Source organism: uncultured Cedecea sp. (assembly GCF_947498825.1).
In the GTDB taxonomy this organism is placed as follows: Bacteria; Pseudomonadota; Gammaproteobacteria; order Enterobacterales; family Enterobacteriaceae; genus JGM124.
In genome coordinates, this window is record NZ_CANMLV010000028.1 from 1 (window position 1) to 26,380 (window position 26,380).

At 48.2% G+C, this 26,380-nt stretch carries 23 protein-coding genes and 1 pseudogene; 15 read left to right on the forward strand and 9 right to left on the reverse strand.

The annotated features are described in order from the left end of the window. Nucleotides 1–769: 769 nt before the first annotated feature. The 4 genes from hemY to hemC are packed head-to-tail and all read right to left on the reverse strand — an operon-like array spanning nt 770 to nt 4,912. The gene (gene hemY / locus Q1A40_RS20455) at nt 770–1,969 is read right to left on the reverse strand and encodes a protoheme IX biogenesis protein HemY (protein WP_300004660.1); all 1,200 of its coding nucleotides are present in this window, start codon (nt 1,967–1,969) and stop codon (nt 770–772) included. A gap of 2 nt (nt 1,970–1,971) precedes the next feature. Then, nucleotides 1,972–3,210, reverse strand: coding sequence for a uroporphyrinogen-III C-methyltransferase (hemX, locus tag Q1A40_RS20460; RefSeq protein ID WP_300004662.1), 1,239 nt, complete (start codon nt 3,208–3,210; stop codon nt 1,972–1,974). 17 nt (nt 3,211–3,227) lie between these two features. Beyond that, a complete protein-coding gene (gene hemD, locus Q1A40_RS20465; protein WP_300004665.1) occupies nt 3,228–3,974 on the reverse strand; it encodes a uroporphyrinogen-III synthase in 747 nt (248 codons plus the stop codon). Continuing rightward, nucleotides 3,971–4,912, reverse strand: a complete 942-nt coding sequence (hemC, locus tag Q1A40_RS20470; protein WP_300004668.1) for a hydroxymethylbilane synthase — start codon at nt 4,910–4,912, stop codon at nt 3,971–3,973. The genes hemD and hemC overlap by 4 nt, the downstream gene beginning before the upstream one ends. A 286-nt stretch (nt 4,913–5,198) precedes the next feature. On the opposite strand from hemC, the gene cyaA reads away from it, so the two are divergent. Continuing rightward, the gene (gene cyaA / locus Q1A40_RS20475) at nt 5,199–7,760 is read left to right on the forward strand and encodes a class I adenylate cyclase (RefSeq protein WP_300004671.1); all 2,562 of its coding nucleotides are present in this window, start codon (nt 5,199–5,201) and stop codon (nt 7,758–7,760) included. On the opposite strand, the gene cyaY is transcribed toward cyaA, so the two are convergent. Continuing rightward, nucleotides 7,757–8,080 carry an iron donor protein CyaY gene (gene cyaY, locus Q1A40_RS20480; RefSeq protein WP_300004674.1) on the reverse strand — a complete coding sequence of 108 codons (324 nt, stop codon included), beginning with the start codon at nt 8,078–8,080 and terminating at the stop codon, nt 7,757–7,759. The genes cyaA and cyaY overlap by 4 nt on opposite strands. A gap of 257 nt (nt 8,081–8,337) precedes the next feature. Between cyaY and Q1A40_RS20485 the strand changes: the two genes are divergently transcribed. From Q1A40_RS20485 to Q1A40_RS20520, 9 genes and pseudogenes are all read left to right on the forward strand, one after another. Beyond that, on the forward strand, nt 8,338–8,544 hold the full coding sequence (locus Q1A40_RS20485) for a lipoprotein (protein WP_300004677.1): 207 nt from the start codon (nt 8,338–8,340) through the stop codon (nt 8,542–8,544). A gap of 144 nt (nt 8,545–8,688) precedes the next feature. Continuing rightward, nucleotides 8,689–9,513: a diaminopimelate epimerase gene (dapF, locus tag Q1A40_RS20490; protein ID WP_300004680.1), complete on the forward strand. Its 825-nt coding sequence runs from the start codon at nt 8,689–8,691 to the stop codon at nt 9,511–9,513. Continuing rightward, on the forward strand, nt 9,510–10,205 hold the full coding sequence (locus tag Q1A40_RS20495) for a DUF484 domain-containing protein (RefSeq protein WP_300004683.1): 696 nt from the start codon (nt 9,510–9,512) through the stop codon (nt 10,203–10,205). Before dapF ends, Q1A40_RS20495 begins: the two co-directional genes overlap by 4 nt. After that, the gene (xerC, locus tag Q1A40_RS20500) at nt 10,202–11,110 is read left to right on the forward strand and encodes a tyrosine recombinase XerC (protein WP_300004686.1); all 909 of its coding nucleotides are present in this window, start codon (nt 10,202–10,204) and stop codon (nt 11,108–11,110) included. Before Q1A40_RS20495 ends, xerC begins: the two co-directional genes overlap by 4 nt. Beyond that, entirely contained in the window at nt 11,110–11,826 is a 717-nt protein-coding gene (yigB, locus tag Q1A40_RS20505; protein ID WP_300004690.1) for a 5-amino-6-(5-phospho-D-ribitylamino)uracil phosphatase YigB, read from the forward strand. The genes xerC and yigB overlap by 1 nt, the downstream gene beginning before the upstream one ends. A 126-nt stretch (nt 11,827–11,952) precedes the next feature. Beyond that, the gene (gene uvrD / locus Q1A40_RS20510; RefSeq protein WP_300004692.1) at nt 11,953–14,115 is read left to right on the forward strand and encodes a DNA helicase II; all 2,163 of its coding nucleotides are present in this window, start codon (nt 11,953–11,955) and stop codon (nt 14,113–14,115) included. Between the two features lie 148 nt (nt 14,116–14,263). Next, nucleotides 14,264–14,320: a YsgD/CorL family protein gene (gene ysgD, locus Q1A40_RS23230; protein ID WP_367275773.1), complete on the forward strand. Its 57-nt coding sequence runs from the start codon at nt 14,264–14,266 to the stop codon at nt 14,318–14,320. A 149-nt stretch (nt 14,321–14,469) separates the two neighbouring features. Beyond that, the gene (gene corA / locus Q1A40_RS20515) at nt 14,470–15,420 is read left to right on the forward strand and encodes a magnesium/cobalt transporter CorA (RefSeq protein WP_300004695.1); all 951 of its coding nucleotides are present in this window, start codon (nt 14,470–14,472) and stop codon (nt 15,418–15,420) included. A 91-nt stretch (nt 15,421–15,511) separates the two neighbouring features. After that, nucleotides 15,512–15,616, forward strand: a pseudogene (locus tag Q1A40_RS20520) (Rpn family recombination-promoting nuclease/putative transposase); the annotation flags it as partial. Nucleotides 15,617–15,681: 65 nt separating this feature from the next. On the opposite strand, the gene rarD reads toward Q1A40_RS20520, so the two are convergent. Both rarD and yigI read right to left on the reverse strand, forming a co-directional pair. Next, on the reverse strand, nt 15,682–16,593 hold the full coding sequence (rarD, locus tag Q1A40_RS20525; protein WP_300004697.1) for an EamA family transporter RarD: 912 nt from the start codon (nt 16,591–16,593) through the stop codon (nt 15,682–15,684). Nucleotides 16,594–16,684: 91 nt separating this feature from the next. Continuing rightward, on the reverse strand, nt 16,685–17,155 hold the full coding sequence (gene yigI / locus Q1A40_RS20530; RefSeq protein ID WP_300004699.1) for an acyl-CoA thioesterase YigI: 471 nt from the start codon (nt 17,153–17,155) through the stop codon (nt 16,685–16,687). Nucleotides 17,156–17,443: 288 nt separating this feature from the next. Here yigI and recQ point away from each other — a divergent pair, with 288 nt between their 5' ends. Further along, nucleotides 17,444–19,273, forward strand: a complete 1,830-nt coding sequence (gene recQ, locus Q1A40_RS20535) for an ATP-dependent DNA helicase RecQ (protein ID WP_300004701.1) — start codon at nt 17,444–17,446, stop codon at nt 19,271–19,273. A 57-nt stretch (nt 19,274–19,330) separates the two neighbouring features. On the opposite strand, the gene rhtB is transcribed toward recQ, so the two are convergent. Next, nucleotides 19,331–19,951, reverse strand: coding sequence for a homoserine/homoserine lactone efflux protein (rhtB, locus tag Q1A40_RS20540; RefSeq protein ID WP_300004704.1), 621 nt, complete (start codon nt 19,949–19,951; stop codon nt 19,331–19,333). Nucleotides 19,952–20,050: 99 nt separating this feature from the next. Here rhtB and pldB point away from each other — a divergent pair, with 99 nt between their 5' ends. From pldB to Q1A40_RS20555, 3 genes are all read left to right on the forward strand, one after another. Continuing rightward, nucleotides 20,051–21,043, forward strand: coding sequence for a lysophospholipase L2 (gene pldB, locus Q1A40_RS20545; RefSeq protein ID WP_300004706.1), 993 nt, complete (start codon nt 20,051–20,053; stop codon nt 21,041–21,043). A gap of 32 nt (nt 21,044–21,075) precedes the next feature. Beyond that, nucleotides 21,076–21,885 carry a sugar/pyridoxal phosphate phosphatase YigL gene (yigL, locus tag Q1A40_RS20550; RefSeq protein ID WP_300004709.1) on the forward strand — a complete coding sequence of 270 codons (810 nt, stop codon included), beginning with the start codon at nt 21,076–21,078 and terminating at the stop codon, nt 21,883–21,885. Nucleotides 21,886–21,979: 94 nt separating this feature from the next. Beyond that, nucleotides 21,980–22,879, forward strand: coding sequence for a carboxylate/amino acid/amine transporter (locus Q1A40_RS20555; protein WP_300004712.1), 900 nt, complete (start codon nt 21,980–21,982; stop codon nt 22,877–22,879). Here Q1A40_RS20555 and metR read toward each other — a convergent pair. Further along, a complete protein-coding gene (gene metR, locus Q1A40_RS20560) occupies nt 22,767–23,720 on the reverse strand; it encodes an HTH-type transcriptional regulator MetR (protein ID WP_300004717.1) in 954 nt (317 codons plus the stop codon). The genes Q1A40_RS20555 and metR overlap by 113 nt on opposite strands. A 227-nt stretch (nt 23,721–23,947) precedes the next feature. Here metR and metE point away from each other — a divergent pair, with 227 nt between their 5' ends. After that, nucleotides 23,948–26,212, forward strand: coding sequence for a 5-methyltetrahydropteroyltriglutamate--homocysteine S-methyltransferase (gene metE, locus Q1A40_RS20565; protein ID WP_300004720.1), 2,265 nt, complete (start codon nt 23,948–23,950; stop codon nt 26,210–26,212). Nucleotides 26,213–26,380: the final 168 nt, after the last annotated feature.

Here is a 26,380-nt window from a genome sequence, read left to right on the forward strand (position 1 = left end):
CGAGTAGCGCAGCTTGGTAGCGCAACTGGTTTGGGACCAGTGGGTCGGAGGTTCGAATCCTCTCTCGCCGACCACATCCTGGAAAACCCCGCTTTGGCGGGGTTTTTGCTTTTTATTTCCCCTGAAAAATCTTCCTGCCATTATCTGCCTGACTGACCTGTATTTCTCGGACGTATTCATTATCAGCCGCTGACTCAGATCCCGCTGATATTCAAGGTTTATTGTATCTGTATCCAGAATGCGACAAGCAGCAGTGCAGGGTGTCTCTATATGGAGACTTTTAATCTACTGATAAATATTGATTTTTAATATTTATCATTTTTTTGTCTCTACTGAGCGACAGTTTTTGATTATTCAAAAGGGAAAGGAGTGAAAGAGAGGCGTTTAAAATCTCATTTAACATCTTGATCAGTGTTTGGTTATCAATAAATACAAGCAAAGAGAAATTCTGGCATGTATTGTGCAATACTATCTGTGTAGATGCTCATTCCACTTGTTATGTTCGCTTCGGCCTCATAAACCCAGGAATGACGCAGAGCCAAAATTATGATGCTTATTGTCCACCGGTAGATGTCGCCCTCAGGGTCTCATCCAACATCATGGGCACAACGTTGAGTGAAGCATCAATCAGTTGTCAAATCGACCTGTTTTAGCACCTGCCCTTTTGGGCAGGTGTTTTTTTTTATACCGAGCAGGGTGAGGTCGAATTCTGAAAGCCAGCAGACAGAAAAAAGGCGACATAGTAGTCGCCTTTTAGAGAGTTCCGGAATCAGATACCGGGATTATTTTTCAGTGTCAGCAATAATCCTTCACGTCGCATCAATGCGGCCTCTTCAGGCTGGTGCAACCTGTCGAGTGAGTCGGCAAGCCAGGCATAATCGAAAGCATCAGGGCGTTGCTTCAGCGCTTCACGGAAGGCATCAGATGCCTGTTGCCATTCACCCCGTTGCATCAGTAGCTGACCCAGAGTGCTATGAATAAGGGGTCTGTTGCCGTTTGCTTTCAACAGTTGGCGTAATGTTTTTTCCAGCTTTTCAGGTTCGCCTGATTTGAGGCGAGGCATCAGTATCACCAAACTATCGTCATACTGACGTTTAAGCCCTTCAAGAACGATATCCTGGGCGGCATCACTGTCATCACATTCAATCAAATGTTCAGCCATAGCGACTTGCAGTACCGTTTGCTGGCGAGTTTTACGGCTCTGGCTACGCCACCACGCTTTTAAACCATCATTACCCTGGTCTGCCATCGCCTGATCCATCAGACCTATCCAGGCCTGCTGCTGGAGTGCAGTGATATGGGCCTCGTCAGCAATTCTGACTTTCTCCATCGCGGGCAGAATATCCAGTAAAGAGCCCCAGGCGTTGGTACGCAGGTAGGCCTGTTCTGCCAGGCGCAATACTTCAGGATGGCGTGGCGCTATCTCAAGCAGTTTGTCGATGCCATGGCGTGCAGCATGATTTTCGTTACGTGCAAGTTGTAAACGAACACGAGTGATTTCAACGGGTAACTGATCATCGCTTTCCGCGAGTTCTGCAGCTCGCTCCAGATGCTGGTTAGCGCGAATTTCGTCTCCGCGTTGTTGTGCGGCTTCGGCTGCTATCAGGTAATTAACCATCGGCTGTTCAGCATGATCTGCATGGCGGCTCATCAGTTTTTCAACCTGACCGTGATCGCCTTCAGCCAGTTTTAGCAGTGCAGCTTTGGTCTGTTTGCTGGCGCGGCGACGCTTGCGCCCCATAAACCAACCGCGAGTGTGGGCTCCGGTACGAAAGATACGTCGCAGTAATGATGCAACCACAAACAACGCGATGACTGACAAAATATAGATAATCGCCAATCCGGTTACACTGGTGTTGATATCGTAGTTGTCTGTGCGGATCAGTACATAACCTTGATGACCAGCCAGCATAGGGCCAAGGATAATTCCGGCAATCAGTACCAGGAATAATAACAAGACTTTAATCATTATTATTCTCCCTTACTCGGCTCTGGAGTAGATTCAGGTTTTGCCTCTACTACGGTTTCAGGTTTGTCTTCGGGCTCTGCGGTTGTCGCTGTTGTGTTCGACTGAGGTGCTTCATCTGTTGGTGCTGTCGTGGATTGGGCAAACAGGCTACGTACCCGAGTTTGGACCAATTTTTCTAACAGGGCCTGACTTTGCAGAGCTTCAGGAACATCCATATTGATATTCTGGTCAATTAAGTTATCCAGCTCATCCAGGAAGGTTTTGGTTGAAGCATCATCGGTATCGTAATAAGCACGAACCCAAGTTGAAACGGTTTCCAGCGACTGTTTATAGATCTCTTGCTGGTGACGAGGCACTGCCTGAGCGGCAACCAGTAACTGGGAACGTATATTTTCCCGTAAGTAGATATCCTGATTAGGTGCGAGTAGCGGAATAGCCGTTTCATCCCGACGGCGTATGGTAATGAAACTATCCATAAAGCTGTTCCAGCTCTTGAGTAGATTCTGTCGCCATTCAGCGAGGCTGCCAGAGAGTTCAGTCCCGTCTGAATCCATCGGAGAACCATCACTATAGTTATCTGACAGTCTCAAGTTATCGATATTATTAGATAGCTGGTTCAGCTTGAGAATAATACCGTCGTAATCAACCTGAGAGATTTTTGCAAGTGTAGTAATATCATCAGTCAGGGCACGACGAACCGGGATGATACTCGGATCGTTCATATCGCTCAGGCTGGCATCCGCGGTTTTCAGTAATGCAGCAGCGGTAGTGACATCCTGATCGCTCCAAAGCTTACGACCAGCAAGTTTGACCAGAAAATCGGCTTGAGAAAGCAGCCAGGCTTTAGCATCGTTCCCTGAAAAACTGGCGACTTTCTCCTGAACTGTCTCGAGCTGCTGAGTCAAAATAGCCTGTTGTTTTAATGAATCTTGCAAGGCAGCGGTTTGCTGCGCTAACTGAGCACTAAATTCGCGTTGTTGTGCAGTTTGTTGCTCTTGCAATAACTGCAGTTGATTGGTCAGCGCTGTATTAGCAGCAGTTTGTGAAGAAAGCTGAGAACCGCTGTAGTGATAAACCCCGCCTGCTACCGCTAAGGCAATAACAATAGCGATAGCCCCGAGAGCAATTCCTACACTACCTGTGCGGCTATTTTTTGCCGTGGATTCAGACGATTGCGTGGTCTCTACCGCTGATTTAATTTCTTCGGCAGCAGTGTCGGAGTTGTTCTGTTGTTCCGTCATTGTGGCGTCCCGTATTTTTAGGTTAATTGTAGCGCGCGTAATAGCGCGTCATTATCCGCGTTATCAGCGACCAGAATATTATGCCAACCCAGATGTCTGGCAAGGCTTGCCAGTCGTTCACTTACCACCAGTAACTGGCATTGAAGTAGCCAATTTTCACGATACCAGACTGGGATCAGTGTATAGAGTTGTTGCAGCATTTCACCGCTGGTGACAACAATGATTGATATCTGGCGTTCATACCACCGCCAGGCCTCTTCCAATGGGTTATAATTTATTTCATTGCGTTGATAACATTCACAAAAAGTGACTTTTGCACCGCGTTCTTGCAGTGTCTCCCCTAATAACTCCCGACCACCATTACCACGCAAAATGAGCGCTTGTTTACCCTCAATCTGCTGTAACTCTGGCAATTGTAGCAGTACCTCACTGGTTTCCTTGCCTTGAGGATAGTGAATCGTTAAATGACTGACTGCATGTAAAGTCAGTGCGGTTGTGCGCCCAATAGCAAACCAAGAGTGTTCTTTTGGCCAGTTAATACCGTTTTGGCGTAACAGCGGGTTAGCAAAATGTACAACGTTCTGCGACAGGACAAAAACCAGAGAGTCTGCCGGTAATGCCGCTAACTGGCCTGGCAACTGCGCTAATTGTCGGCCTGGCGTAAACTCGATTAACGGAAAACTGTACGCCATTTTCCCCAGTGCGAGCAGACGGGCGACTAACTCTTCCCCTGTAGGGGAAGGGCGAGTGACGAGAATAGTCACGCAGGTGCTTCTCCATTGTACACTTCAGCAAGGATCTCCCGCGCTCCCTTTGCCAGTAACTCTTCGGCCAGAGATACTCCGATAGATATCGCATCTTCTGGTTTGCCGCGACGTTCACCGCGAATCATCATCAGACCATCAGGTGTGCCGACCAGCGCGCGTAACCAGAGTTCGCCATTATTTAATTCAGAATAGCTACCGATCGGAACTTGGCATCCGCCTTCCAGGCGAATATTCATCGCGCGTTCAGCACTGACTCTGATCGCCGTTTCAGTGTGATTCAGGGGGGCAAGTAGGGCCTGAGTATGGGTATCATCCAGTCGACATTCGATACCTACCGCACCCTGACCTACTGCAGGTAATGATACCTCTGGCGGCAATGCATAACGAATACGTGCTTGCATCTCAAGGCGATTCAATCCTGCAACAGCAAGAATAATGGCATCGTATTCGCCGTTATCCAGTTTGCCCAGTCGCGTGCCCAGGTTGCCTCGGAGTGAACGAATAATCAGATCAGGACGCCGTTCAGCTAGCTGACACTGTCTGCGTAAACTGGAGGTGCCGACGATACTCCCTGCTGGCAGTGCCTCCAGATTGTCATAGTGGTTGGATACAAAAGCATCTCTGGGATCATCACGCTCACAGATAGTCACCAGACCAAGGCCTTCAGGAAAAGCAACCGGTACATCCTTCAGGGAGTGCACTGCGATATCGGCACGCCCATCAAGGAGAGCAAGTTCCAGTTCTTTGACAAATAAGCCTTTTCCACCCACTTTTGCCAACGGGGTATCCAGCAGAATATCACCGCGAGTAACCATAGGGACTAACTCCACAGTGAGCTGTGGATGAAAGTGTTCCAGTTGTTTCTTAACAAAATGTGCTTGCCAGAGTGCAAGAGGGCTTTGGCGAGTCGCAATTCTTAGTATATTGTCTAGCATGCTTGTTACCGTATTTATCATCTACTGACCATCCTACCACTGTTAACGGAAGGCTGTCAGTGTTGGTGGTTTGGTGACCAGGGAAGGCTGATACCTGAAATCAGGAAAAATAAAGCAGATGTGTGGGGATATCATTCCTCTAATATCGTATCTGGCTTTACGGTCAACGGGCAAGGTGTTAAATTGATCACGTTTCCAGCAATTTTTTTCAGGCAACTTATAGCGCAGAAAAAAATTACCGGAAATCGGATTTTTTCGTGATACTGAAACTATCAGGCGATGCGTCTTGTACCTCTATATTGAGACTCTAAAGCAGAGACTGGATGCCATAAACCAATTGCGCGTAGATCGCGCACTTGCTGCTATGGGCCCTGCTTTCCAGCAGGTATACAGTTTACTGCCAATATTGTTACATTATAACCACCCACTGATGCCGGGTTACCTTGAAGGTAATGTTCCCCGCGGCGTTTGCCTGTACACGCCTGATGAAACCCAGAGCCACTATCTTAGCGGTCTTGAACTGCAGTACGGTTTACAGTTACCGGAGACGCCATCAGGTGAACTGCCACTGACCGGGCTGTACTCTATGGGGAGTACTTCTTCTGTTGGACAGAGCTGCTCTTCTGATCTCGATATCTGGGTCTGTCATCAGTCATGGCTGGATAACGAAGAGCGCCAGTTACTACAAAGAAAATGTCATTTACTGGAAACCTGGGCCGCTTCACTTGGGGTTGAGGTCAGTTTCTTCCTGATCGATGAAAACCGTTTTCGTCATAACACCAGCGGTAGTCTGGGTGGCGAAGACTGTGGCTCGACCCAGCATATTTTACTGTTGGATGAATTCTATCGCACTGCAGTACGCATGGCAGGGAAACGTATTCTTTGGAGTATGGTGCCTTGTAATGAAGAAGAGCATTACGATGAATATGTCATGACGCTCTATGCTCAGGGTGTACTGACACCAAACGAATGGCTGGACTTAGGGGGGCTGAGCTCTCTGTCGGCAGAAGAGTACTTTGGTGCCAGTTTGTGGCAGTTATACAAGAGTATCGATTCTCCTTATAAAGCAGTGATGAAAACCCTGCTGTTAGAAGCCTATTCCTGGGAATATCCGAATACCAGACTATTAGCCAAAGACATTAAGCAGCGGCTACACGATGGCGAGATCGTTTCTTTCGGGCTCGATCCCTATTGCATGATGCTGGATCGGGTTACGGAATATCTTACGCAGCTTAATGATATGACGCGTCTTGACTTAGTTCGTCGCTGTTTTTATCTGAAAGTGTGTGAAAAATTATCGCGTGAACGGGCCTGTGTTGGCTGGCGTCGTGAAATCCTTGGCCAGCTGGTGAAAAGCTGGGGTTGGGATAATGAACGTCTGGCGATGCTGGACAACCGGGCCAACTGGAAAATCGATCAAGTACGCGAAGCACACAATGAGCTACTTGATGCCATGATGCAGAGTTACCGCAATTTGATTCGTTTCGCGCGTCGTAATAATCTGAGCGTCTCTGCCAGTCCTCAAGATATCGGCGTTCTGACACGTAAACTCTATGCTGCATTTGAAGCACTGCCGGGTAAAGTCACCCTGGTGAACCCGCAAATCTCACCAGACTTGAGTGAACCGAATCTGACGTTTATCTACGTTCCACCCGGCCGTACTAATCGTTCTGGCTGGTATCTTTACAATCGGGCGCCGAATATGGACTCCATTGTGAGCCATCAACCGCTGGAATATAACCGTTATCTTAATAAATTGATTGCATGGGCCTATTTTAACGGCTTGCTGACTTCACGCACCCAATTGTTTATTAAGGGAAATAAAATAAGTGATTTACCGAAGCTGCAGGAAATGGTTTCTGACGTATCCAATAGCTTCCCACTGAGATTACCAGCTCCGACACCAAAAGCGCTCTACAGCCCATGTGAAATCCGTCATCTGGCGATTATCGTTAACCTGGAATATGACCCGACGGCGGCGTTCCGCGACCAAGTGGTACATATTGATTTTCGTAAGCTGGATGTTTTCAGCTTTGGTGAAGAGCAGCAGTGCCTGATAGGTAGTATTGATCTACTGTACCGTAACTCATGGAATGAAGTCAGAACGCTGCATTTCAATGGTGAGCAGGCCATGATCGAAGCTCTGAAGACGATTCTTGGGAAAATGCATCAGGATGCTTCTCCTCCAGACTGCGTTGAGGTGTTCTGTTACAGCCAGCATTTGCGTGGACTGATTCGTACCCGGGTTCAGCAACTGGTCTCAGAGTGTATTGAATTCCGTCTTTCCAGCACCAGACTGGAACCGGGCCGTTTTAAAGCCCTGCGTGTTGCTGGTCAGACATGGGGACTGTTCTTTGAGCGTGTAAACGTGTCAGTACAGAAACTCGAAAATGCGGTTGAGTTTTACGGTGCTATTTCGCATAACAAACTGCATGGCTTATCGATGCAGGTCGAAACGAATCAAGTGACATTGCCATCCGTGGTTGATGGTTATGCCAGCGAAGGGATTATTCAATTTTTCTTTGAAGATACCCAAGAAGAGCAGGGCTTTAATATCTACATTCTTGATGAAAGTAACCGGGCTGAGGTTTATCACCATTGTGAGGGCAGTAAAGAAGAACTCATTCGTGATGTCAGTCGCTTTTACTCTTCTTCTCACGATCGTTTTACCTACGGTTCGAGTTTTATCAATTTCAACTTACCGCAGTTCTATCAGATTGTGAAAGTCGACGGACGTGTTCAGGTGATGCCCTTTCGTCCGCAGGCGATGACTTCACTCTCTGCTGCGCCGAACTCTCAAAATGGCAATACAGCGCAGCCTCAGCTTCAACAGCAGTATGAGTCTTAATTAGCGAAGCTGACAGTTTCCCCTGCTTGTTCTGAGCTGGCTTGTTCCAGCAGCTGCCAGAACTCACCGCCGCTGCGATCGCAAATCCAAGAGTCACCTTTTAAATCAAAGTGATATCCACCACTTTTTGTCGCCAGCCATACCTGATGGAATGGCTCCTGGCGATTAATGATGATCTTGCTGCCGTTTTCAAAACTGAGTGTCAATACACCGCCGTTTATTTCACAGTCAATATCACTATCGCCGTCCCAGTTATCAAGGCGTTCTTCTATAGTCAGCCAAAGGCCGTCAGCCAGTTGATGAAATTCACTGTCGTTCATGTCTGCTTCCTGTTTGAGTTTTAAGGCAGTATATACTCGTCATACTCCCTGTTGCTTGATTGTTGCTGCTACGACGAATTATTTTGCCTCTATAAAGTACAGTATCCGCTATTTTCCGCTGATTTGAAGAGAGAACATTTTCATTTTTCAGATAAAGGTGGAGCACTTTTGACAACAACGGATAATCAATAGTATTGCTTTTCAGACTTCACCTGCGATGATAGACACAAGATTTGTGAATCACAGGCAACGTCATAATGAAGAAAATTTTCTGCACGCTGGTTGTCGTAACGACGCTGGCCGCTCTAACAGGCTGCGGCCTGAAAGGGCCCCTGTATTTTCCACCCGCGGACAAAGAACAAACACCAACGACACAGAGCGTACCAAAAGAAGATCCGGTTGAAGCGACACCTTCACGTAATGATCGTGGGACGGGGGACGGACCTACACAGGTTGTTTACTAATATAGCTGTCTTATTTCAAAATACAGGTGCGTTGCGCTTACTTACCCGAACCACTTACTTGAATAAGCCTGTCGGGACGGACCACCTGTAACCCGGATAGTTTTGGATGTATCGTGCTTTGTAACTGCGATAATGGAGCAAAAAATGCAGTTCTCTAAAATGCATGGCCTTGGTAACGATTTTATGGTCGTTGATGCGGTAACGCAGAATATCTATTTCTCACCAGAATTGATCCGACGTTTAGCGGATCGTCATTTGGGGGTCGGTTTCGATCAGTTACTGGTTGTTGAACCGCCTTACGATCCGGATCTTGATTTTCATTATCGGATCTTTAATGCTGATGGCAGCGAAGTGTCTCAATGCGGGAACGGTGCCCGCTGTTTTGCCCGCTTTGTTCGTCTTAAAGGACTGACAAATAAAAGAGAAATCAATGTCAGCACTGCAAACGGACGTATGGTTCTGAGCGTCACAGAAGACGAGCTGGTACGCGTGAATATGGGGGAGCCAAATTTTGAGCCTTCCCAGGTTCCTTTCCGGGCGGTAAAAGCTGAAAAGACCTATATCATGCGTGCGGCAGAACAAACCGTAATGTGTGGTGTCGTTTCTATGGGTAACCCACATTGTGTGATTCAGGTTGATAACACGGAAACTGCTGAAGTTGAAACCCTCGGGCCCGTGATGGAAAGTCATGAGCGTTTCCCGGAACGTGCCAACATTGGTTTTATGCAAGTCGTCACTCGGGAGCATATTCGCTTACGCGTTTATGAACGCGGTGCAGGGGAAACTCAGGCTTGCGGTAGTGGCGCATGTGGCGCAGTGGCTGTGGGGGTTCTCCAGGGTATTTTGGCTGATCAGGTCCGCGTGGAATTACCCGGCGGGCGTCTTGATATTGCCTGGAAAGGGCCGGGGTCACCGCTGTTTATGACTGGCCCTGCAACACATGTTTATGACGGATTTATACATCTATGAAAGAGGTTGGGGAAAAGCAAAGCGTACTGCCAGAATTAGACGATAGAACTATCGTTGACTATCTACAGCGTAACCCCGATTTCTTTATGCGTAATGCTCAGCAAGTTGAAATGTTGCAAGTCCCGCACCCGATTCGGGGCACTGTTTCACTGGTGGAGTGGCACCTGGCACGCCAGCGTAACCACATCAAAAGCCTTGAGGAGAATATTGGCCAGCTATTGAGCCAGGCTGAAGCCAATGAAGCCCTTTTTTGTCGCTTGCTACAACTCCAGGGGAATTTGGCATCTGCCTCGAGCCTGCAAGAAATGCTGGACAGGTTACAGCGTTGGGCCCGAAAAATTGGCCTCGCAGGTGCCAGTATTCGCCTGTTTACTGATAGCTGGCGTATTGGTGCTCCCTCTGGTTTTATTCACTTAGGACTCAGCCGTCAGTCATTTGAACATTTACGTATTCAGAGATTAGGGGAACAGCAGCACTACCTTGGGCCGCTAAATGGTCCTGAATTATTGCTGCTTTTACCTGAGGCTAAAGCTGTGGGTTCCGTGGCGCTGTCACTGATGGGAGATGCGGGGGTTATCATTTTTAGTAGCCGTGACCCCAGGCACTATTATCAAGGGCAGGGAACCCGCTTGCTGGATGAACTGGCACTGATGCTACCAGAGTTACTTGAGCGTTGGGTTGAGCGGTTATGACTGACGTTTCTCCACTGCTACAGAGTGTCGAAGACTTTCTGCGTTATCTGAAGGTGGAGCGGCAACTGAGCCCATTGACCCGTCTCAATTATCAGCGGCAGTTAGCGGCAATTGTACAACTGGCCGACGAGATGAAACTCAGAAGCTGGGAACAGTGTGACGCTGCGATGGTGCGTTCTATTGCGGTACGGAGCCGAAAGGCAGGTTTACAGGCGTCAAGTCTGGCATTGCGTTTATCCGCTTTGCGTAGTTTCTTCGACTGGCAGATAGGCCAGGGCCTGTTGCTGGCAAACCCGGCAAAAGGGATCTCTACCCCGAAGACCAGCAGATTACTGCCGAAGAATATTGATGTTGATGATGTTAATCAGTTACTGAATATTGATATTAACGACCCGCTGGCGGTGCGCGATCGTGCGATGCTCGAAATAATGTATGGTGCCGGGCTGCGTCTGTCAGAGCTGGTGAATATGGATTGCCGTCATTTGGATCTTGCAACGGGTGATGCCTGGGTCACAGGTAAGGGTAGTAAAGAACGCCGTATACCCGTTGGCCGTAGTGCGGTGAGCTGGGTTGAGCACTGGTTATTGCTGCGTGAACTTTTTGGGCCCGATGATGACGCTTTATTCCTGGCAAAAACTGGTAAGCGAATATCTACTCGTAATGTCCAAAAACGTTTTGCAGAATGGGGAATTAAACAGGGGCTTAATAGCCATGTTCATCCCCATAAACTACGTCACTCTTTTGCGACTCATATGCTTGAATCTAGCGGTGATCTGCGTGCAGTTCAGGAGCTACTTGGTCATGCCAATCTCTCGACCACACAAATCTATACTCACCTCGACTTTCAACATTTGGCATCCATTTATGATTCCGCACATCCACGTGCGAAACGGGGTAAATCATAATGCATTTTTACCGCCCACTGGAGCAGATATCTGCCCTGACTTTTGATCTGGACGATACTCTTTATGATAACCGTCCAGTCATCAAACGGACGACCAAAGAACTGATGGCATTTGTGCAGGGTTATCACCGTCGGCTGAATAATTTTACCGAATCTGATTTTGAACGTTATCGCCAGGCATTGTTGCAAGATGACCCTGAAATTTATCACGATGTGACGGAATGGCGGCGGCGCTCAATTGAGCTGGCAATGCTGGATATCGGACTCACGGCATCACAAGCCAGTGAGGGTGCCACCGGGGCGATGGCAAACTTTGCGCAATGGCGTAGCCGGATAGATATACCGCAGGAAACGCATGATACCCTGGCAAAACTTGCGGAAAAATGGCCCCTGGCTGCGATCACCAATGGTAATGCTGAGCCGCATCTGTTCGGGCTCGATCAATATTTTACCTTTATTTTGCGCGCCGGTCCTGACGGACGCTCTAAACCTTTCGCTGATATGTACCAATTGGCTGCAGAAAAGTTAAATCTCCCGCTGGAGCAGATTCTGCATGTAGGCGACGACCTGACGACGGATGTCGGTGGGGCGATAGCCAGCGGTATGCAGGCATGCTGGATTAATCTTCGTGGTGGGGACTTAATGCAGATAAAGGATAGCCGTTTATTACCTCATCTCGAAATTTCACGGTTGGCATCCTTGAGTGCGCTGATATAATCACCGTAACTCTGTATAAAATACCAGGGGTTGAGACTCGACAGCAATAAGCTGATAAGTATCTGTTGTCGACACTTACCGGCCGGACTTGGCTAAATTTTTACAATCCCTTTAATGGCGGTGCCCATGGACGTTTCTTACTTGCTTGATGGCCTTAATGATAAACAGCGTGATGCAGTTGCCGCAACACGCAGCAATATGCTGGTCCTGGCCGGGGCTGGCAGTGGTAAGACTCGGGTTCTGGTGCATCGTATCGCCTGGTTGATTACCGTGGAACAGTGCTCGCCTTATTCGATTATGGCGGTGACTTTTACCAATAAAGCGGCGGCGGAGATGCGTCACCGTATTGGCCAGTTGATGGGCACCAGCCAAGGTGGAATGTGGGTCGGAACCTTCCATGGTCTGGCGCATCGACTGCTACGTGCCCACCATATGGATGCCCGATTACCGCAGGACTTCCAGATCCTCGATAGCGAAGATCAGCTTCGTTTGCTTAAGCGGCTTATCAAGGCGATGAATCTTGATGAAAAGCAATGGCCGGCACGTCAGGCAATGTGGTACATCAACGGCAAAAAAGATGAGGGCTTACGTCCCCAGCATATCGAAAGTTATGGTAATCCGGTTGAGCAAACCTGGCTAAAAATCTACCAGGGCTATCAGGAAGCTTGTGACAGAGCCGGGCTGGTGGATTTCGCCGAACTGTTACTTCGCGCCCATGAACTCTGGCTCAATAAACCACATATCCTTAATCATTATCGCGAACGCTTTACCAATATCCTGGTGGATGAATTCCAGGATACCAACAATATTCAGTATGCGTGGATCCGCTTGCTGGCAGGTGAAAGCGGTAAGGTGATGATCGTCGGCGATGACGACCAGTCGATTTATGGCTGGCGCGGTGCGCAGGTTGAAAATATTCAGCGCTTCCTGAATGATTTTCCTGGTGCCCAGACTATCCGGCTGGAGCAAAACTACCGTTCTACCAATACCATCTTAAGTGCAGCTAACGCTCTGATTGCTAATAATGCCGGTCGTTTGGGTAAAGAACTCTGGACCGAAGGTGGTGAAGGTGAGCCGATTTCGCTGTACTGCGCGTTCAATGAACTGGACGAAGCGCGTTTTGTGGTTAACCGCATTAAAACCTGGCAAGAGCAAGGGGGAGCACTGGAGAAATGCGCCATTCTCTATCGCAGTAATGCCCAGTCTCGCGTGCTGGAAGAGGCGTTACTCCAGGCGGCTATGCCCTACCGTATTTACGGTGGAATGCGCTTCTTTGAGCGTCAGGAAATTAAAGATGCGCTCTCTTACCTGCGTTTAATGGCGAATCGCAACGATGATGCAGGATTTGAGCGTGTCGTGAATACGCCTCCTCGTGGCATTGGCGATCGCACGCTTGATGTGGTGCGGCAAACGGCCAGAGACCGACAGCTTACGATGTGGCAAGCCTCAAGAGCGTTGCTTCAGGAGAAGGCTCTCGCAGGGCGTGCTGCTTCAGCACTCCAGCGTTTTATTGAACTGATTGATGCTTTAGCCCACGAAACGGCTGAGATGCCTTTGCATGTTCAAACTGACAAAGTGATTAAAGATTCCGGCCTGTTTATGATGTATGAGCAGGAAAAAGGTGAAAAAGGTCAGACCCGAGTTGAAAACCTCGAGGAGCTGGTCACCGCAACCCGGCAATTTAGCTATCAGGATGAAGATCAAGATCTGATGCCATTACAGGCGTTTCTTTCCCATGCGGCGCTAGAAGCCGGGGAAGGTCAGGCTGATACCTGGCAGGATGCGGTTCAACTGATGACCCTGCATTCAGCAAAAGGGCTTGAGTTCCCACAAGTGTTTATCGTTGGTATAGAAGAGGGCATGTTCCCGAGCCAAATGTCATTGGATGAAGGTGGCAGGCTGGAAGAAGAGCGCCGCCTGGCTTACGTAGGTGTGACCAGGGCAATGCAAAAACTGACCCTTACCTATGCCGAAACGCGGCGCTTATACGGTAAAGAAGTCTATCATCGACCTTCACGATTTATCGGTGAGTTGCCAGAACATTGCGTTGAAGAAGTGCGGTTACGGGCGAGTGTCAGCCGTCCGGTTAGCCATCAACGTATGGGTACCCCTATTTCCAGTAATGATTCAGGTTTTAGCCTTGGCCAGCGTGTGCGTCATCCTAAGTTTGGTGAGGGGACAGTGGTTAATCTTGAAGGGAGCGGTGAACATAGCCGAGTTCAAATTGCTTTTCCAGGGCAGGGGATCAAGTGGCTGGTAGCGGCTTATGCCAGACTGGAAACTGTCTAACCATCAGATAAATAATATCATTATTATTGATATCATATCTTGATGACAGCAGTATGATAGTGCTCTTGAGCGGTATCATACTGTCTGTTGACGCTTTATTTTTGCTCGCGTAACATGCGGGCATTATTACGCTAACGGGATACTCACCTTGGACACACCCAGTAGATACTGGCTCAATGACCTGCCATCAAGGTTCAACTTCTAAGGCTATCCTCTGATACTGATAACCTTTGTGGTTGTCAGTGATATCTTTTCCATTTGAGTCAGATTGTTGAATGGTCTGAACCCTCTGTGGTTTCTAAATGTGTGCCAAGTGAACTGTCCCTGATATTTTTTGTATTGGGAGTCACGGTCATGCTAAGCGCATTTCAACTGGAAGAGAATCGCCTGTGTCGTATTGAACTGGATGAAAATGAGAACCTGTCCGATTCACTCTGGGTTGATTTGGTTGAACCGGAAGAGAGCGAGCGAGATCGCGTTCAGCTAGAGCTTGGCCAGAGCCTGGCGACTCGACCAGAGCTTGAAGATATCGAATCCTCAGCCCGTTTCTTTGAAGATGAAGATGGTCTGCACATTCACTCCTTTTTCTTTTTTGAAGACGCTGAAGACCATGCGGGTAACAGCACCGTCGCTTTTACTATTCGTGAAGGTCGGCTATATACCTTACGTGAACGTGAGCTGCCCGCTTTTCGTCTCTATCGTATGCGTGCCCGTAAACAGTCAATGGTGGATGGAAATCCTTTTGAACTGTTACTTGATCTGTTTGAAACCAAAATTGAACAACTGGCTGATGAAATAGAAAATATCTATAGCGACCTGGAGAAGCTAAGCCGTGTCATCATGGAAGGCCGCCAAGGCGCTGAGTATGATGCGGCGCTTTCAACTTTGGCCGAACAAGAAGATATCGGCTGGAAAGTCCGCCTGTGTTTGATGGATACCCAGCGAGCGCTGAACTTTCTGTTACGCAAAGCGCGCTTACCAGTTAGCCAGCTGGAACAGGCTCGAGAAATTTTACGAGATATCGAGTCTCTGCTCCCCCATAACGAATCTCTGTTCCAAAAGGTGAACTTCCTGATGCAGGCAGCAATGGGATTTATCAGTATTGAGCAAAACCGCATCATTAAGATCTTTTCCGTGGTGTCGGTTGTCTTCCTGCCACCGACGCTGGTGGCATCCAGCTATGGTATGAACTTTGAATTTATGCCGGAACTGACCTGGAGCTTTGGTTATCCCTCAGCGATTATCCTGATGATGTTGGCGGGACTGGCGCCTTATCTTTACTTTAAACGGCGTAACTGGTTATAAAAATAATGACAAAGTTCTGGCTTATCGGTCAGAACTTTAAGTTAATGATGAAATAATTGAAATTTATTATTAACTATTCAGAGGTCATTCTCCCCTGGTTGATATTACGGTCATACCTGACGAAGAGGTCATGGAGCACCGACGTATGGCCGCCCTGACGCTGCTGCAGAAACATATTTATCACAGAGAACTGTCAGTCCGCTGGATAATCCGACGCCCCTGTTGCTGACAGAGGCATGCCAGGATTGCTATCCAGACCCGCTAACTCAGTTGAGCTTTAAGCGCTTTCCGCGCCCGACGCTGAGTATAGATAGCATCGGTAATAAACAGTATCAGCGCAACCCAGATAAACCCAAATGTTACCAGTTTATCTTGGGTAACCACTTCGCCATATAGCAGGGTAGCCAGCAAAAATATCAGAATCGGACCACTGTAGAGAAAGAAACCGAGCGTTGAGAGACGCAGGCGATTTGCTGCTGCGGTGAAACAGAGCAACGGTACAGTGGTAATCACCCCTGCAAATATCAGTAACAGGTTCAGTAACCAGCTATTTGCGGTCATATCGCTGGTAGGGCTATCAGCGATAGCAAACAGATAAATAGAGGCGACAGGAAGCAGCCATAGGGTTTCTATCAGCATCCCAGCCTGAGCATCGACACCAATTTTTTTACGCAGCAAACTGTAAAAAGAGAAACTAAATGCAAGGCCCAGAGCAATAATCGGCAGTGAACCAAAAGTCCAGAGCTGAACCAGAACACCCGTCATAGCTAGCAATAGTGCAGCCCACTGCATCACCCTGAAACGTTCACCGAGAAAAATGATCCCCAGTAGTACACTGACCAGTGGATTAATAAAATATCCCAGACTGGCTTCAAGTAAGTGATTGTTATTGACCGCCCAGATATAAAGCAACCAGTTAGAACCGATTAAAGAGGCCGTTAGCGCGAGAGCAAGAATTTTTTTGGGATGCCGACAAACCTGTTTCACTGCCGGCCATAAACGGTAAAGGCTCAGGAGAATGACCATAAAAAAGAATGACCAGACGACACGATGAGTCAGGATCTCAAGGGCCGGAACCTGCTGAATAAATTTGAAGTAAACCGGAGCCAGCCCCCAGATAAGACAAGCAAAAAGCGCCAGCAATACACCCTTGCGGGTCTCTGTAGAATTCATGGAAACTCGTTAACGAACTATAAATAGGCTGGTAATAGTAACATGCTTTATCTCTGTAAAACCTATTAACAAATTACTCATCTCTGGTCTGTTAACCTACCATATAGGTTGCGGTGGCACTGGCGATATAAACCTGGTCCTGGTTATGAAGCTCAACCCGGGCAACCGCAACTTTATTGCCGGCGCGTAACAATTTGCTGGTGGCGGTAAAGCGCTCCCCACGGCCCGGACGTAAGTAATCGACGCGTAAATCAATGGTCCCCATTTTAGAAAGTCGCTGGCGTAGCGCCTCTTCAGTAATGGTTTCATGGCGGGTGAGAGTACTGCCGACGCAAACTAACCCGGCGGCAACATCGAGGGCAGAAGCAATAACCCCGCCGTGTAAAATACTTTGTGCCCAGTTTCCGACCATCATGGGTTGATTATTAAAACTTAACTGAGCAAAATCTTTTTCGTAGCATTCGAGTTCAAGACCCAAAGCACGGTTAAATGGCATCTGGTAAACAAAAATATCACCCACCAACTTAAGGACATCCTCGTTGGTCAAGATTATCTGCGACATGGTTTATTCCTTTAACAAAAACCATTGTTAAATAATTGTTTGTTTTTGGTTTGTCAATTATTGCTGGCATTTTTGTCGCGGTAAGCACTATTGATGATAAGAAAATCAACCAATCCGTTGTGCTGCAGCAGGCAGATAACAGTGAGTAATTTGCGATGAATTACCTGCCAATGAAAATTTTAACCAGACACTGATTCCTGTAGGCGTTATGCTTACCCCCTTTTGAGGCATTGCCGTTTTATCAGCACCGCTGAAAACCGTGCCAGCTTTTTTGTACACGAGGATATTGTGACACAGGCGGATGTAATCGATCAGGCGTCGCTGGCGAAGCAGGTTTTGCAGGAAACCTTTGGCTACCAGCAATTCCGACCGGGCCAAGAAACCATTATTAATACGGTGCTGGAAGGACGCGATTGCTTAGTGGTCATGCCTACTGGTGGTGGTAAATCGCTGTGTTATCAAATACCGGCGCTGGTTTTAGATGGCTTAACCGTTGTGGTCTCGCCGTTGATATCGTTGATGAAAGATCAAGTCGATCAGCTATTGGCGAATGGTGTGTCTGCGGCTTGCCTGAACTCGACCCAAACACGTGAGCAACAGATTGAGGTGATGACCGGCTGCCGTACCGGCAATATTCGCTTACTGTATATCGCTCCTGAACGTCTGATGATGGATAACTTTATTGACCATCTCAGCCGCTGGCAACTCGCGATGGTGGCAGTTGACGAAGCACATTGTATTTCTCAGTGGGGGCACGACTTCCGTCCGGAATATGCCGCGCTGGGGCAGTTACGCCAGCATCTTCCGGATGTCCCTTTTATTGCTTTAACCGCAACGGCAGATGAGACAACTCGGCTTGATATTGTTCGTCTGCTGGGTCTACAAAACCCATTAATTCAAATCAGCAGTTTTGACAGGCCTAATATTCGTTACATGCTGATGGAGAAGTTTAAACCTCTCGATCAGCTGATGCGTTATATCCAGCAGCAAAGCGGTAAGCCGGGTATTATCTACTGTAATAGCCGGGCTAAAGTAGAAGACATTGCTGCGCGTTTGCAAAGTAAAGGTATTAGCGCAGGTGCCTATCATGCGGGGCTGGAGCACCAATTACGTAGTGAAGTGCAGGAAAAATTTCAGCGTGACGACCTGCAAGTTGTCGTGGCAACCGTAGCATTTGGTATGGGCATTAATAAGCCTAACGTTCGTTTTGTCACCCATTTCGATATTCCGCGTAATATCGAGTCTTATTATCAGGAAACAGGGCGAGCAGGTCGTGACGGCCTGCCTGCAGAAGCAATGCTGTTTTACGATCCGGCAGATATGGCCTGGCTGAGAAAGTGTCTGGATGAGAAACCTGTAGGTCAGTTGCAGGATATTGAGCGTCATAAACTGAATGCTATGGGTGCCTTTGCCGAAGCCCAAACCTGTCGCCGTCTGGTGTTACTGAACTACTTCGGTGAAGGGCGACAACAAGCCTGTGGAAACTGTGATATCTGCCTGGATCCACCGAGGCGCTATGATGGTCTGGTAGAGGCTCAAAAAGCCCTGTCCTGTATTTATCGCGTTGGTCAGCGTTTTGGTATGGGATATATCGTTGAAGTGCTGCGTGGCGCTAATAATCAGCGTATCCGTGACTTCGGCCATGACAAACTGAAAATCTATGGTGAAGGACGTAACCAAACCACCGAACACTGGGTGAGTGTGATCCGTCAGTTGATTCATCTGGGTGTCGTGACACAAAATATTGCCCAGCATTCAGCACTACAACTGACCGAAGCTGCCAGACCCTATTTACGTGGTGAAATACCCTTGATGCTGGCTGTTCCTCGTATCGTGGTTTTGAAAGCTCGCTCCAGTCAGAAAACCTTAGGTGGCAATTATGATCGTAAGCTGTTTGCCAAGTTGCGTAAGCTACGTAAGTCGATTGCGGATGAGGAAAACATTCCACCTTATGTCGTCTTCAACGATGCCACTCTGGTTGAAATGTCAGAGCAGATGCCGATTTCAGCCTCTTCAATGTTAGGAATTAATGGCATAGGAAGCCGAAAGCTAGAACGTTTCGGACAACCCTTTATGGCGCTGATTCGCCGGCATCTTGATGGTATTGAAGAGGACTAAGAGAAGGGTAAGAGATAAACACTCAAATCTTACCCTCGTCTCCAGACATTCCTGCCATTAAGCATGACGTGCACTGGCAAGCAGCGCTGCAACCAGCACAAACAGCGAACCAAATACCCGATTCAGCGCCTTCACTTGATGCGGTTCTTTTATCCAGATGGCAATACGTGTTGCCAGCGTAGCGTAACCGATCATCACAATGATATCGACCACTACGGTAGTGACACCAAGTAGCAGATACTGCATCACCTGAGGCTGTGTCGGATTGATAAACTGTGGAAACAATGCGGCAAGAAAGACAATACTTTTAGGATTCGTCAGATTTACCAGTACCGCGCGCTTAAATAATTTGCTGCCAGGCTGGCTTTTACCCTGTGTTTTAAGATCAATTGAACCAGCAGCACGCCATTGCTGAATACCTAACCAAATTAAGTAGGCCGCCCCCGCCCACTTAAGAATTTCGAAGGCCAGTACTGAGCGAGAGAACAGGGTTCCCAGCCCGACACCGACCAGAATGATATGAATAGCCAGACCTGCCTGCAGACCGGCAATAGACGAGAAAGTCTTACGATATCCGTGGCTAATCGCGGTGGTCATGGTATTAATCGCGCCAGAACCGGGTGAAAGGCTTAATATTATTGTGGTTATAAGATAGGTTAACCACCACTCAAAGGTCATACCGATGTTCCCTGAAAACGGACTTTTATGTCACAATACGCTATTGTAGAAACGGACGCTATCTACTTCAAAAACAGCTGCCAGGCGGTGTGAGTTCTTATGTCTTCGCAGAAAAATGAATGGTTACAACGTGAACAAGCATTTACCTCTTTCGCGGCCGGTCCACTGACCGCATTTTGGCGAAAGCGTGAGGAGTGCGAGTTTACCGGAGTTGATCAGGTTCGAGTACGTTATGTCCGTTTTTGTTCGCCAGAGCATCAGCGAGTGGTGGTGGTTTGCCCCGGCAGAATAGAAAGTTATGTCAAATATGCAGAACTGGCTTATGACTTATTCCATAGTGGCTATGATGTTTTAATCATCGATCACCGTGGCCAGGGACGTTCAGGACGTTTACTTTCTGATTCACACCGTGGTCATGTTGTTAACTTTACCGATTATGTTGAAGATTTTAATCTGTTCTATCAGCATGAGCTGGTGCCTGGGAAGTGGCAGAAACGCTATTTACTGGCCCATTCAATGGGCGGTGCTATTGCTGCTCTTTGGCTTGAGAATAACTCTGATGCTTTTAATGCAGTCGCTCTGTGTGCTCCTATGTTTGGCATTATTGTACGATGGCCTGAATGGATCGTTCGGCATATCCTTGACTGGGCTGAAGAGTATCCCCGGGTACGGGAAAAATATGCGTTAGGGACGGGACGCTGGCGAGCACTGCCTTTTCAGATGAATGTGCTGACCCACAGTGAAGCACGCTATCGCAGAAATCTACGCTTCTATGCTGACGAGCCAGCATTGCAGATGGGAGGACCCACTTTTCATTGGGTGCGTGAAGGGATAATCGCGGGAGAGAAGGTGCTGGCAGGAGCAACTGCCATCACGACGCCGACTTTTTTATTACAGGCAGAAGAAGAACGTGTGGTGGATAATCGGGCGCATCTTCGTTTCTGCCAGTTGAGGGCTGCGGCGGGCTACCCTTGTGAGGGGGAAATACCTTACGTCATTGAGGGTGCGTATCATGAGATCCTGTTTGAAAAGGACGATATGCGCGCCAAGGCATTACATGCCATTCTTGCTTTTTTCGAGCGACATCACTAATTCCTGTTTACAGACTGAGGTTCACCCATTCTATGTATCATGTAGTTGCTTCTGATTTAGACGGCACGTTGCTGTCACCTGACCATTTTCTTTCTGCATACGCAAAAGAGACCTTAAAACTGCTCACTGCTGAAGATATCCATTTCGTTTTTGCCACTGGGCGTCACTATATCGATGTCGGGCAGATCCGTGACAATCTTGGGATTAAGTCGTACATGATAACCTCTAACGGAGCACGGGTTCACGATCCTGATAATAACCTGATTATCTCCCATAATCTGGCCCCCGATATCGCCCGTAGTTTGTTTAAGATAGTTGCCGATCGTCCGACGATTGTAACGAACGTCTATTGCGATGATGACTGGTTTACCAACCGCCACCGCCCTGAAGATCTTGAATATTTTAAAGAAGCTAAATTTGTTTACACCCTGTTTAACGATCCCGCCACGTTGCCTGATGACAATGTCAGCAAAGTGTACTTTACGGGGGCAAGCCACGAAGAACTACTGGTGCTGGAACAGGAAATCAATGAAATTTGGGGCGACAGAGTGAACGTCAGTTTTTCTACCCTGACATGCCTTGAAGTTATGCAGGGTGGCGTTTCAAAAGGACACGCCCTTGAGGAAGTCGCCAAAGCCATGGGCTATCAGCTGTCAGACTGCATTGCGTTTGGCGATGGGATGAATGATGCCGAAATGCTCAGTATGGCCGGGAAAGGCTGTATTATGATGAATGCGCATCAACGTCTGAAAGATAAGCTCCCACACCTGGAAGTGATTGGTAGCAATGCTGATAATGCTGTTCCACATTACTTACGCAAACTGTACCTGCAGGCAGATTAATTCAATAGTACAGTCATTGGTAAACAAAATAATAAAACCCAGGGCTTTCATTCTGGTTACAATGGCACAGCCCTTTCTTTACGGATAACTGACTGTGCCATTGCTCATTATTGCGACCCTGCTCTGGGCTTTTTCGTTTAGTCTTATCGGTGAATACCTTGCCGGACAAGTTGACAGTTACTTCTCAGTACTGATTCGTGTCGGACTTGCTGCCTTGGTATTTTTGCCTTTCCTGCGTTTCAAAGGCTATAGCCCGAAAGTGCTCCTGCTGTATATGGTGCTGGGTGCACTTCAGCTCGGCGTGATGTATCTGCTTAGCTTCCGGGCCTATCTCTATCTGACTGTGCCTGAATTCTTACTGTTTACTGTGATGACGCCGTTATATATCACGCTGACTTATGACCTGCTACGCGGAACCAGGCTGCGCTGGGGTTATGCCTTTAGTACCCTGCTGGCGGTCATCGGCGCGGCGATTATCCGCTACTCTCAAGTCAGCGACAATTTCTGGACCGGGTTACTATTAATACAGGGGGCGAATATCTGTTTCGCTGTCGGTATGGTGGGCTATAAGCGGTTGATGGAACTCCACCCGATGCCACAACACAGCGCTTTCTCTTGGTTCTACCTTGGAGCGTTTATCATTGTCGCTATCGCATGGTTTATGCTGGGAAATCCTGCGAAATTACCCACTACAACACTGCAGTGGAGTATTCTCGTCTGGCTGGGAGTCGGCGCTTCCGGGCTGGGGTATTTTCTCTGGAATTACGGTGCTACCCAAGTGGATGCGGGTACTTTGGGGATTATGAACAATGCCCTGATCCCCGCGGGATTGTTGGTTAATCTGGCTATCTGGCAGACACAGCCGCACTGGCCGAGTTTTATTATTGGTGGCTCAGTGATACTGGTCTCGCTGTGGGTAAATCAGCGCTGGGTCGCTCCGCGCTGCGAACAAAAGGCAGACGATCGCAAGCGTGCTGACGCGTTGAACGAATAAATGCCTCTGTTACCGGCTGACGTTGTTCTCCATCGCGGACTGCAGCGTACAGCCGGCTCCATAATCCGTCACCCAGTGGTTTCGTTACCAGCAATCCCTGACGTTCAAAACTTTCCACCACCCAGTGTGGCAGGGCTGCAATGCCCATATTAGCCGACACCATCTGAATCAATAGCAAAGTATTATCGACACTTTTGAATACCGGACTGATACCTGCGGGTTGCAAAAAGTTACGCCATATATCAAGGCGCTGACGCTGAACAGGATAGATCAGTACCGTTTCATCGCTTAAATCTTCTGGCTCGATCCGTGCTTTACCTGCCAGAAGATGCTGAGGAGCCAGTACCAGGCGCACTTCAAAATCAAACATCGGCGAATAGTGCAGTTCGCTGCGCGGTAAAATTTCAGATGTCAGAACAATATCCAGTTCACCTTGCTGCAGCCCGGGCTGCGGATCGAAGGTGACACCCGATTTAAAATCCATCTCTACTTGAGGCCAGTCCTGACGAAAACTTTCCAGCGCGGGTGTCAGCCATTGAATACAGCTATGACATTCAATAGCGATACGCAGTCTGCTCTGATGCGGCTCATTACAGGTTTGTAGAGCATGAGCGATTTGTGGCAGCACCTGCTGAGCTAATTGCAGCAAAATTTCACCTTGTGGTGTGAAGCGCAATGGCTGGCTTTTCCGGACAAACAAGCGAAACCCAAGTCGCTGCTCTAAGTCACTGAACTGATGAGAGAGCGCTGATTGAGTTTGATGCAATGCTGCAGCCGCAGCGGCAAGAGAACCGTGACTGCGCAAGGCCTGCAGGGTTCGCAGATGTTTTATTTCTATCATGAAAATCCTTCATTTCGCCATGAACAAATTGCGCTTGAGGAATACACAGTACCTGCGGATTATAGATGTGTAAACATCTGGACGTCTAAATGTTTTTGAAAAGAGAAAACGACAGGCTGTATTTACCGACTGATTATTCATTTGAGTCAGTTCAAGGGAAACAAGTGGCCATGCCCTTGCCCGAAGTAGAGATTCAGCCGGATACCTAATTTAAATGAGGCAATAGCATGACTATCCATAATCATACTCTCGGGTTTCCACGTGTCGGCCTTCGCCGCGAACTGAAAAAAGCACAGGAAAGCTACTGGGCGGGTAACCTTTCTCGTGAGGCTCTTTTGGCTACGGGGCGCGAACTGCGTTCCCGTCACTGGGAACAGCAAAAACAAGCGGGGATAGAATTAGTGCCTGTGGGCGATTTCGCCTGGTATGACCATGTTCTGACCACCAGCCTGTTACTCGGCAATATCCCTCAGCGTCATCAGAACCTGGACGGCAACGTAGATATCGATACTCTGTTCCGCATCGGTCGTGGTCGTGCACCTACGGGGGAACCTGCCGCCGCTGCGGAAATGACGAAATGGTTTAATACCAACTACCACTATATGGTGCCGGAATTCAGTCTGGGGCAGAAATTTAAACTGACCTGGACTCAATTGCTGGATGAGGTAGACGAGGCGTTGGCGTTGGGCCATAACGTGAAACCGGTCCTACTGGGCCCGGTGACTTATCTGTGGTTGGGTAAGGTGAAAGGTGAGCAATTTGACCGTCTCAGCCTGCTGAAAGATATTCTGCCTGTATATCAGCAAGTGTTAGCTGCGTTGAGTGAACGTGGCATTGAATGGGTACAGATTGATGAACCCGCCTTGGTTCTTGAATTGCCAGCAGAATGGCTGGCCGCTTATCAGCCTGCCTATGATGCCTTGAGCGGCCAGGTTAAAGTACTGCTAACCACCTACTTTGAAGGTGTGACGCCTAATATCAATACTATCAAAGCACTGCCGGTACAGGGCCTGCACGTTGATTTCGTACAGGGGAGTGATGATATCAACCATATTCATCAGCAGTTGCCTGCTGACTGGGTGCTCTCCGCCGGGGTTATCAATGGTCGTAATGTATGGCGAACTGACCTGAGTGAAAAATATCAGCAGTTAAAAGAAATAGTAGGTAAGCGTTCGTTATGGGTCGCCTCCTCCTGTTCGTTACTACACAGCCCAATTGACCTCAGTGTGGAAACACGGCTGGATAGCGAGGTGAAAAGTTGGTTTGCTTTTGCATTGCAAAAATGTACCGAACTGGCACTGCTAACCCAAGCGCTGAACAGTAATGAGACAACCATAATTGCTGAATGGAGTGCACCGATCCAAGCTCGGCGTCACTCTACTCGTGTGCATAATGCTGAGGTTGCACAGCGACTGGCAAACATTACCGCTAAAGATAGCCAGCGCGATAATACCTATATCCTCCGTGCCGCAGCCCAGCGGCAGCGTTTTAATCTACCTGCATGGCCAACGACCACTATTGGCTCCTTCCCACAAACCACCGAGATTCGCGGTCTGCGTCTGGACTTTAAGAGAGGCAATCTGGACAGTAATCATTACCGCACTGGTATCGCTGAACATATTAAGCAAGCTATTGCTGAACAGGAACGGCTTGGTTTAGATGTTTTCGTTCACGGAGAAGCCGAACGTAACGATATGGTGGAATATTTCGGCGAACATCTGGATGGTTTTGTGTTTACTCAGAATGGTTGGGTACAGAGCTACGGTTCGCGTTGTGTTAAGCCCCCGATTGTGATTGGTGATATCAGTCGGCCCAAACCTATCACGGTTGAGTGGGCTCAATATGCGCAATCTCTGACCGATAAACCGGTAAAAGGCATGCTGACTGGCCCGGTCACTATCCTGTGTTGGTCCTTCCCGCGTGAAGATATCTCCCGCGAGACGATTGCCAAACAAATTGCCCTGGCATTACGAGATGAAGTGGCGGATTTAGAAGCAGCAGGTATTGGTATCATTCAGATTGATGAGCCCGCTCTGCGGGAAGGATTACCGTTGCGTCAGTCAGACTGGCAGGCCTATCTTAACTGGGCCGTAGAAGCTTTCCGGTTGAATGCCGCGGTCGTTCGGGATGACACGCAGATCCATACCCATATGTGTTACTGCGAGTTTAACGACATTATGCCGTCGATTGCTGCACTGGATGCCGATGTGATTACCATTGAAACCTCTCGCTCGGATATGGAGCTGCTTGAGTCGTTTGAGGCATTCGAATATCCCAATGAAATCGGACCGGGTGTTTATGATATTCACTCACCTAATGTGCCAGATGTTGGGTGGATTGAGACGCTACTGCAAAAAGCCGCAGCACGTGTTCCATCTGAACGTTTATGGGTTAATCCTGACTGTGGTTTGAAAACACGTGGTTGGGTGGAAACCCGGCAAGCACTTGAAAACATGGTTACAGCAGCACGTAATTTACGTAATGCATCGTAGCACCGTAAAAGTGCAGTACAACTGCTCGCATAAAATTCGCCCTAAGTATTGCTGGCAACAGGTGATATAAGGGGCAATGAGTACGGATTTATCCTGACAGAAACGCCCATCAGACTAAAATAGTACTTTTGGCGTTTCTATTGATTAGATAACATCATACAGAATACC

Coding starts and splice junctions, on each gene's coding strand:
- uvrD (WP_300004692.1), top strand. CDS start 11,953: ATGGACGTTTCTTACTTGCTTGATGGCCTTAATGATAAACAGCGTGAT.
- Q1A40_RS20495 (WP_300004683.1), top strand. CDS start 9,510: ATGAAAGAGGTTGGGGAAAAGCAAAGCGTACTGCCAGAATTAGACGAT.
- rhtB (WP_300004704.1), bottom strand. CDS start 19,951: ATGACCTTTGAGTGGTGGTTAACCTATCTTATAACCACAATAATATTA.
- yigI (WP_300004699.1), bottom strand. CDS start 17,155: ATGTCGCAGATAATCTTGACCAACGAGGATGTCCTTAAGTTGGTGGGT.
- hemC (WP_300004668.1), bottom strand. CDS start 4,912: ATGCTAGACAATATACTAAGAATTGCGACTCGCCAAAGCCCTCTTGCA.
- yigB (WP_300004690.1), top strand. CDS start 11,110: ATGCATTTTTACCGCCCACTGGAGCAGATATCTGCCCTGACTTTTGAT.
- metR (WP_300004717.1), bottom strand. CDS start 23,720: ATGATAGAAATAAAACATCTGCGAACCCTGCAGGCCTTGCGCAGTCAC.
- rarD (WP_300004697.1), bottom strand. CDS start 16,593: ATGAATTCTACAGAGACCCGCAAGGGTGTATTGCTGGCGCTTTTTGCT.
- yigL (WP_300004709.1), top strand. CDS start 21,076: ATGTATCATGTAGTTGCTTCTGATTTAGACGGCACGTTGCTGTCACCT.
- pldB (WP_300004706.1), top strand. CDS start 20,051: ATGTCTTCGCAGAAAAATGAATGGTTACAACGTGAACAAGCATTTACC.
- corA (WP_300004695.1), top strand. CDS start 14,470: ATGCTAAGCGCATTTCAACTGGAAGAGAATCGCCTGTGTCGTATTGAA.
- dapF (WP_300004680.1), top strand. CDS start 8,689: ATGCAGTTCTCTAAAATGCATGGCCTTGGTAACGATTTTATGGTCGTT.
- xerC (WP_300004686.1), top strand. CDS start 10,202: ATGACTGACGTTTCTCCACTGCTACAGAGTGTCGAAGACTTTCTGCGT.
- metE (WP_300004720.1), top strand. CDS start 23,948: ATGACTATCCATAATCATACTCTCGGGTTTCCACGTGTCGGCCTTCGC.
- cyaY (WP_300004674.1), bottom strand. CDS start 8,080: ATGAACGACAGTGAATTTCATCAACTGGCTGACGGCCTTTGGCTGACT.
- hemX (WP_300004662.1), bottom strand. CDS start 3,210: ATGACGGAACAACAGAACAACTCCGACACTGCTGCCGAAGAAATTAAA.
- hemY (WP_300004660.1), bottom strand. CDS start 1,969: ATGATTAAAGTCTTGTTATTATTCCTGGTACTGATTGCCGGAATTATC.
- Q1A40_RS20485 (WP_300004677.1), top strand. CDS start 8,338: ATGAAGAAAATTTTCTGCACGCTGGTTGTCGTAACGACGCTGGCCGCT.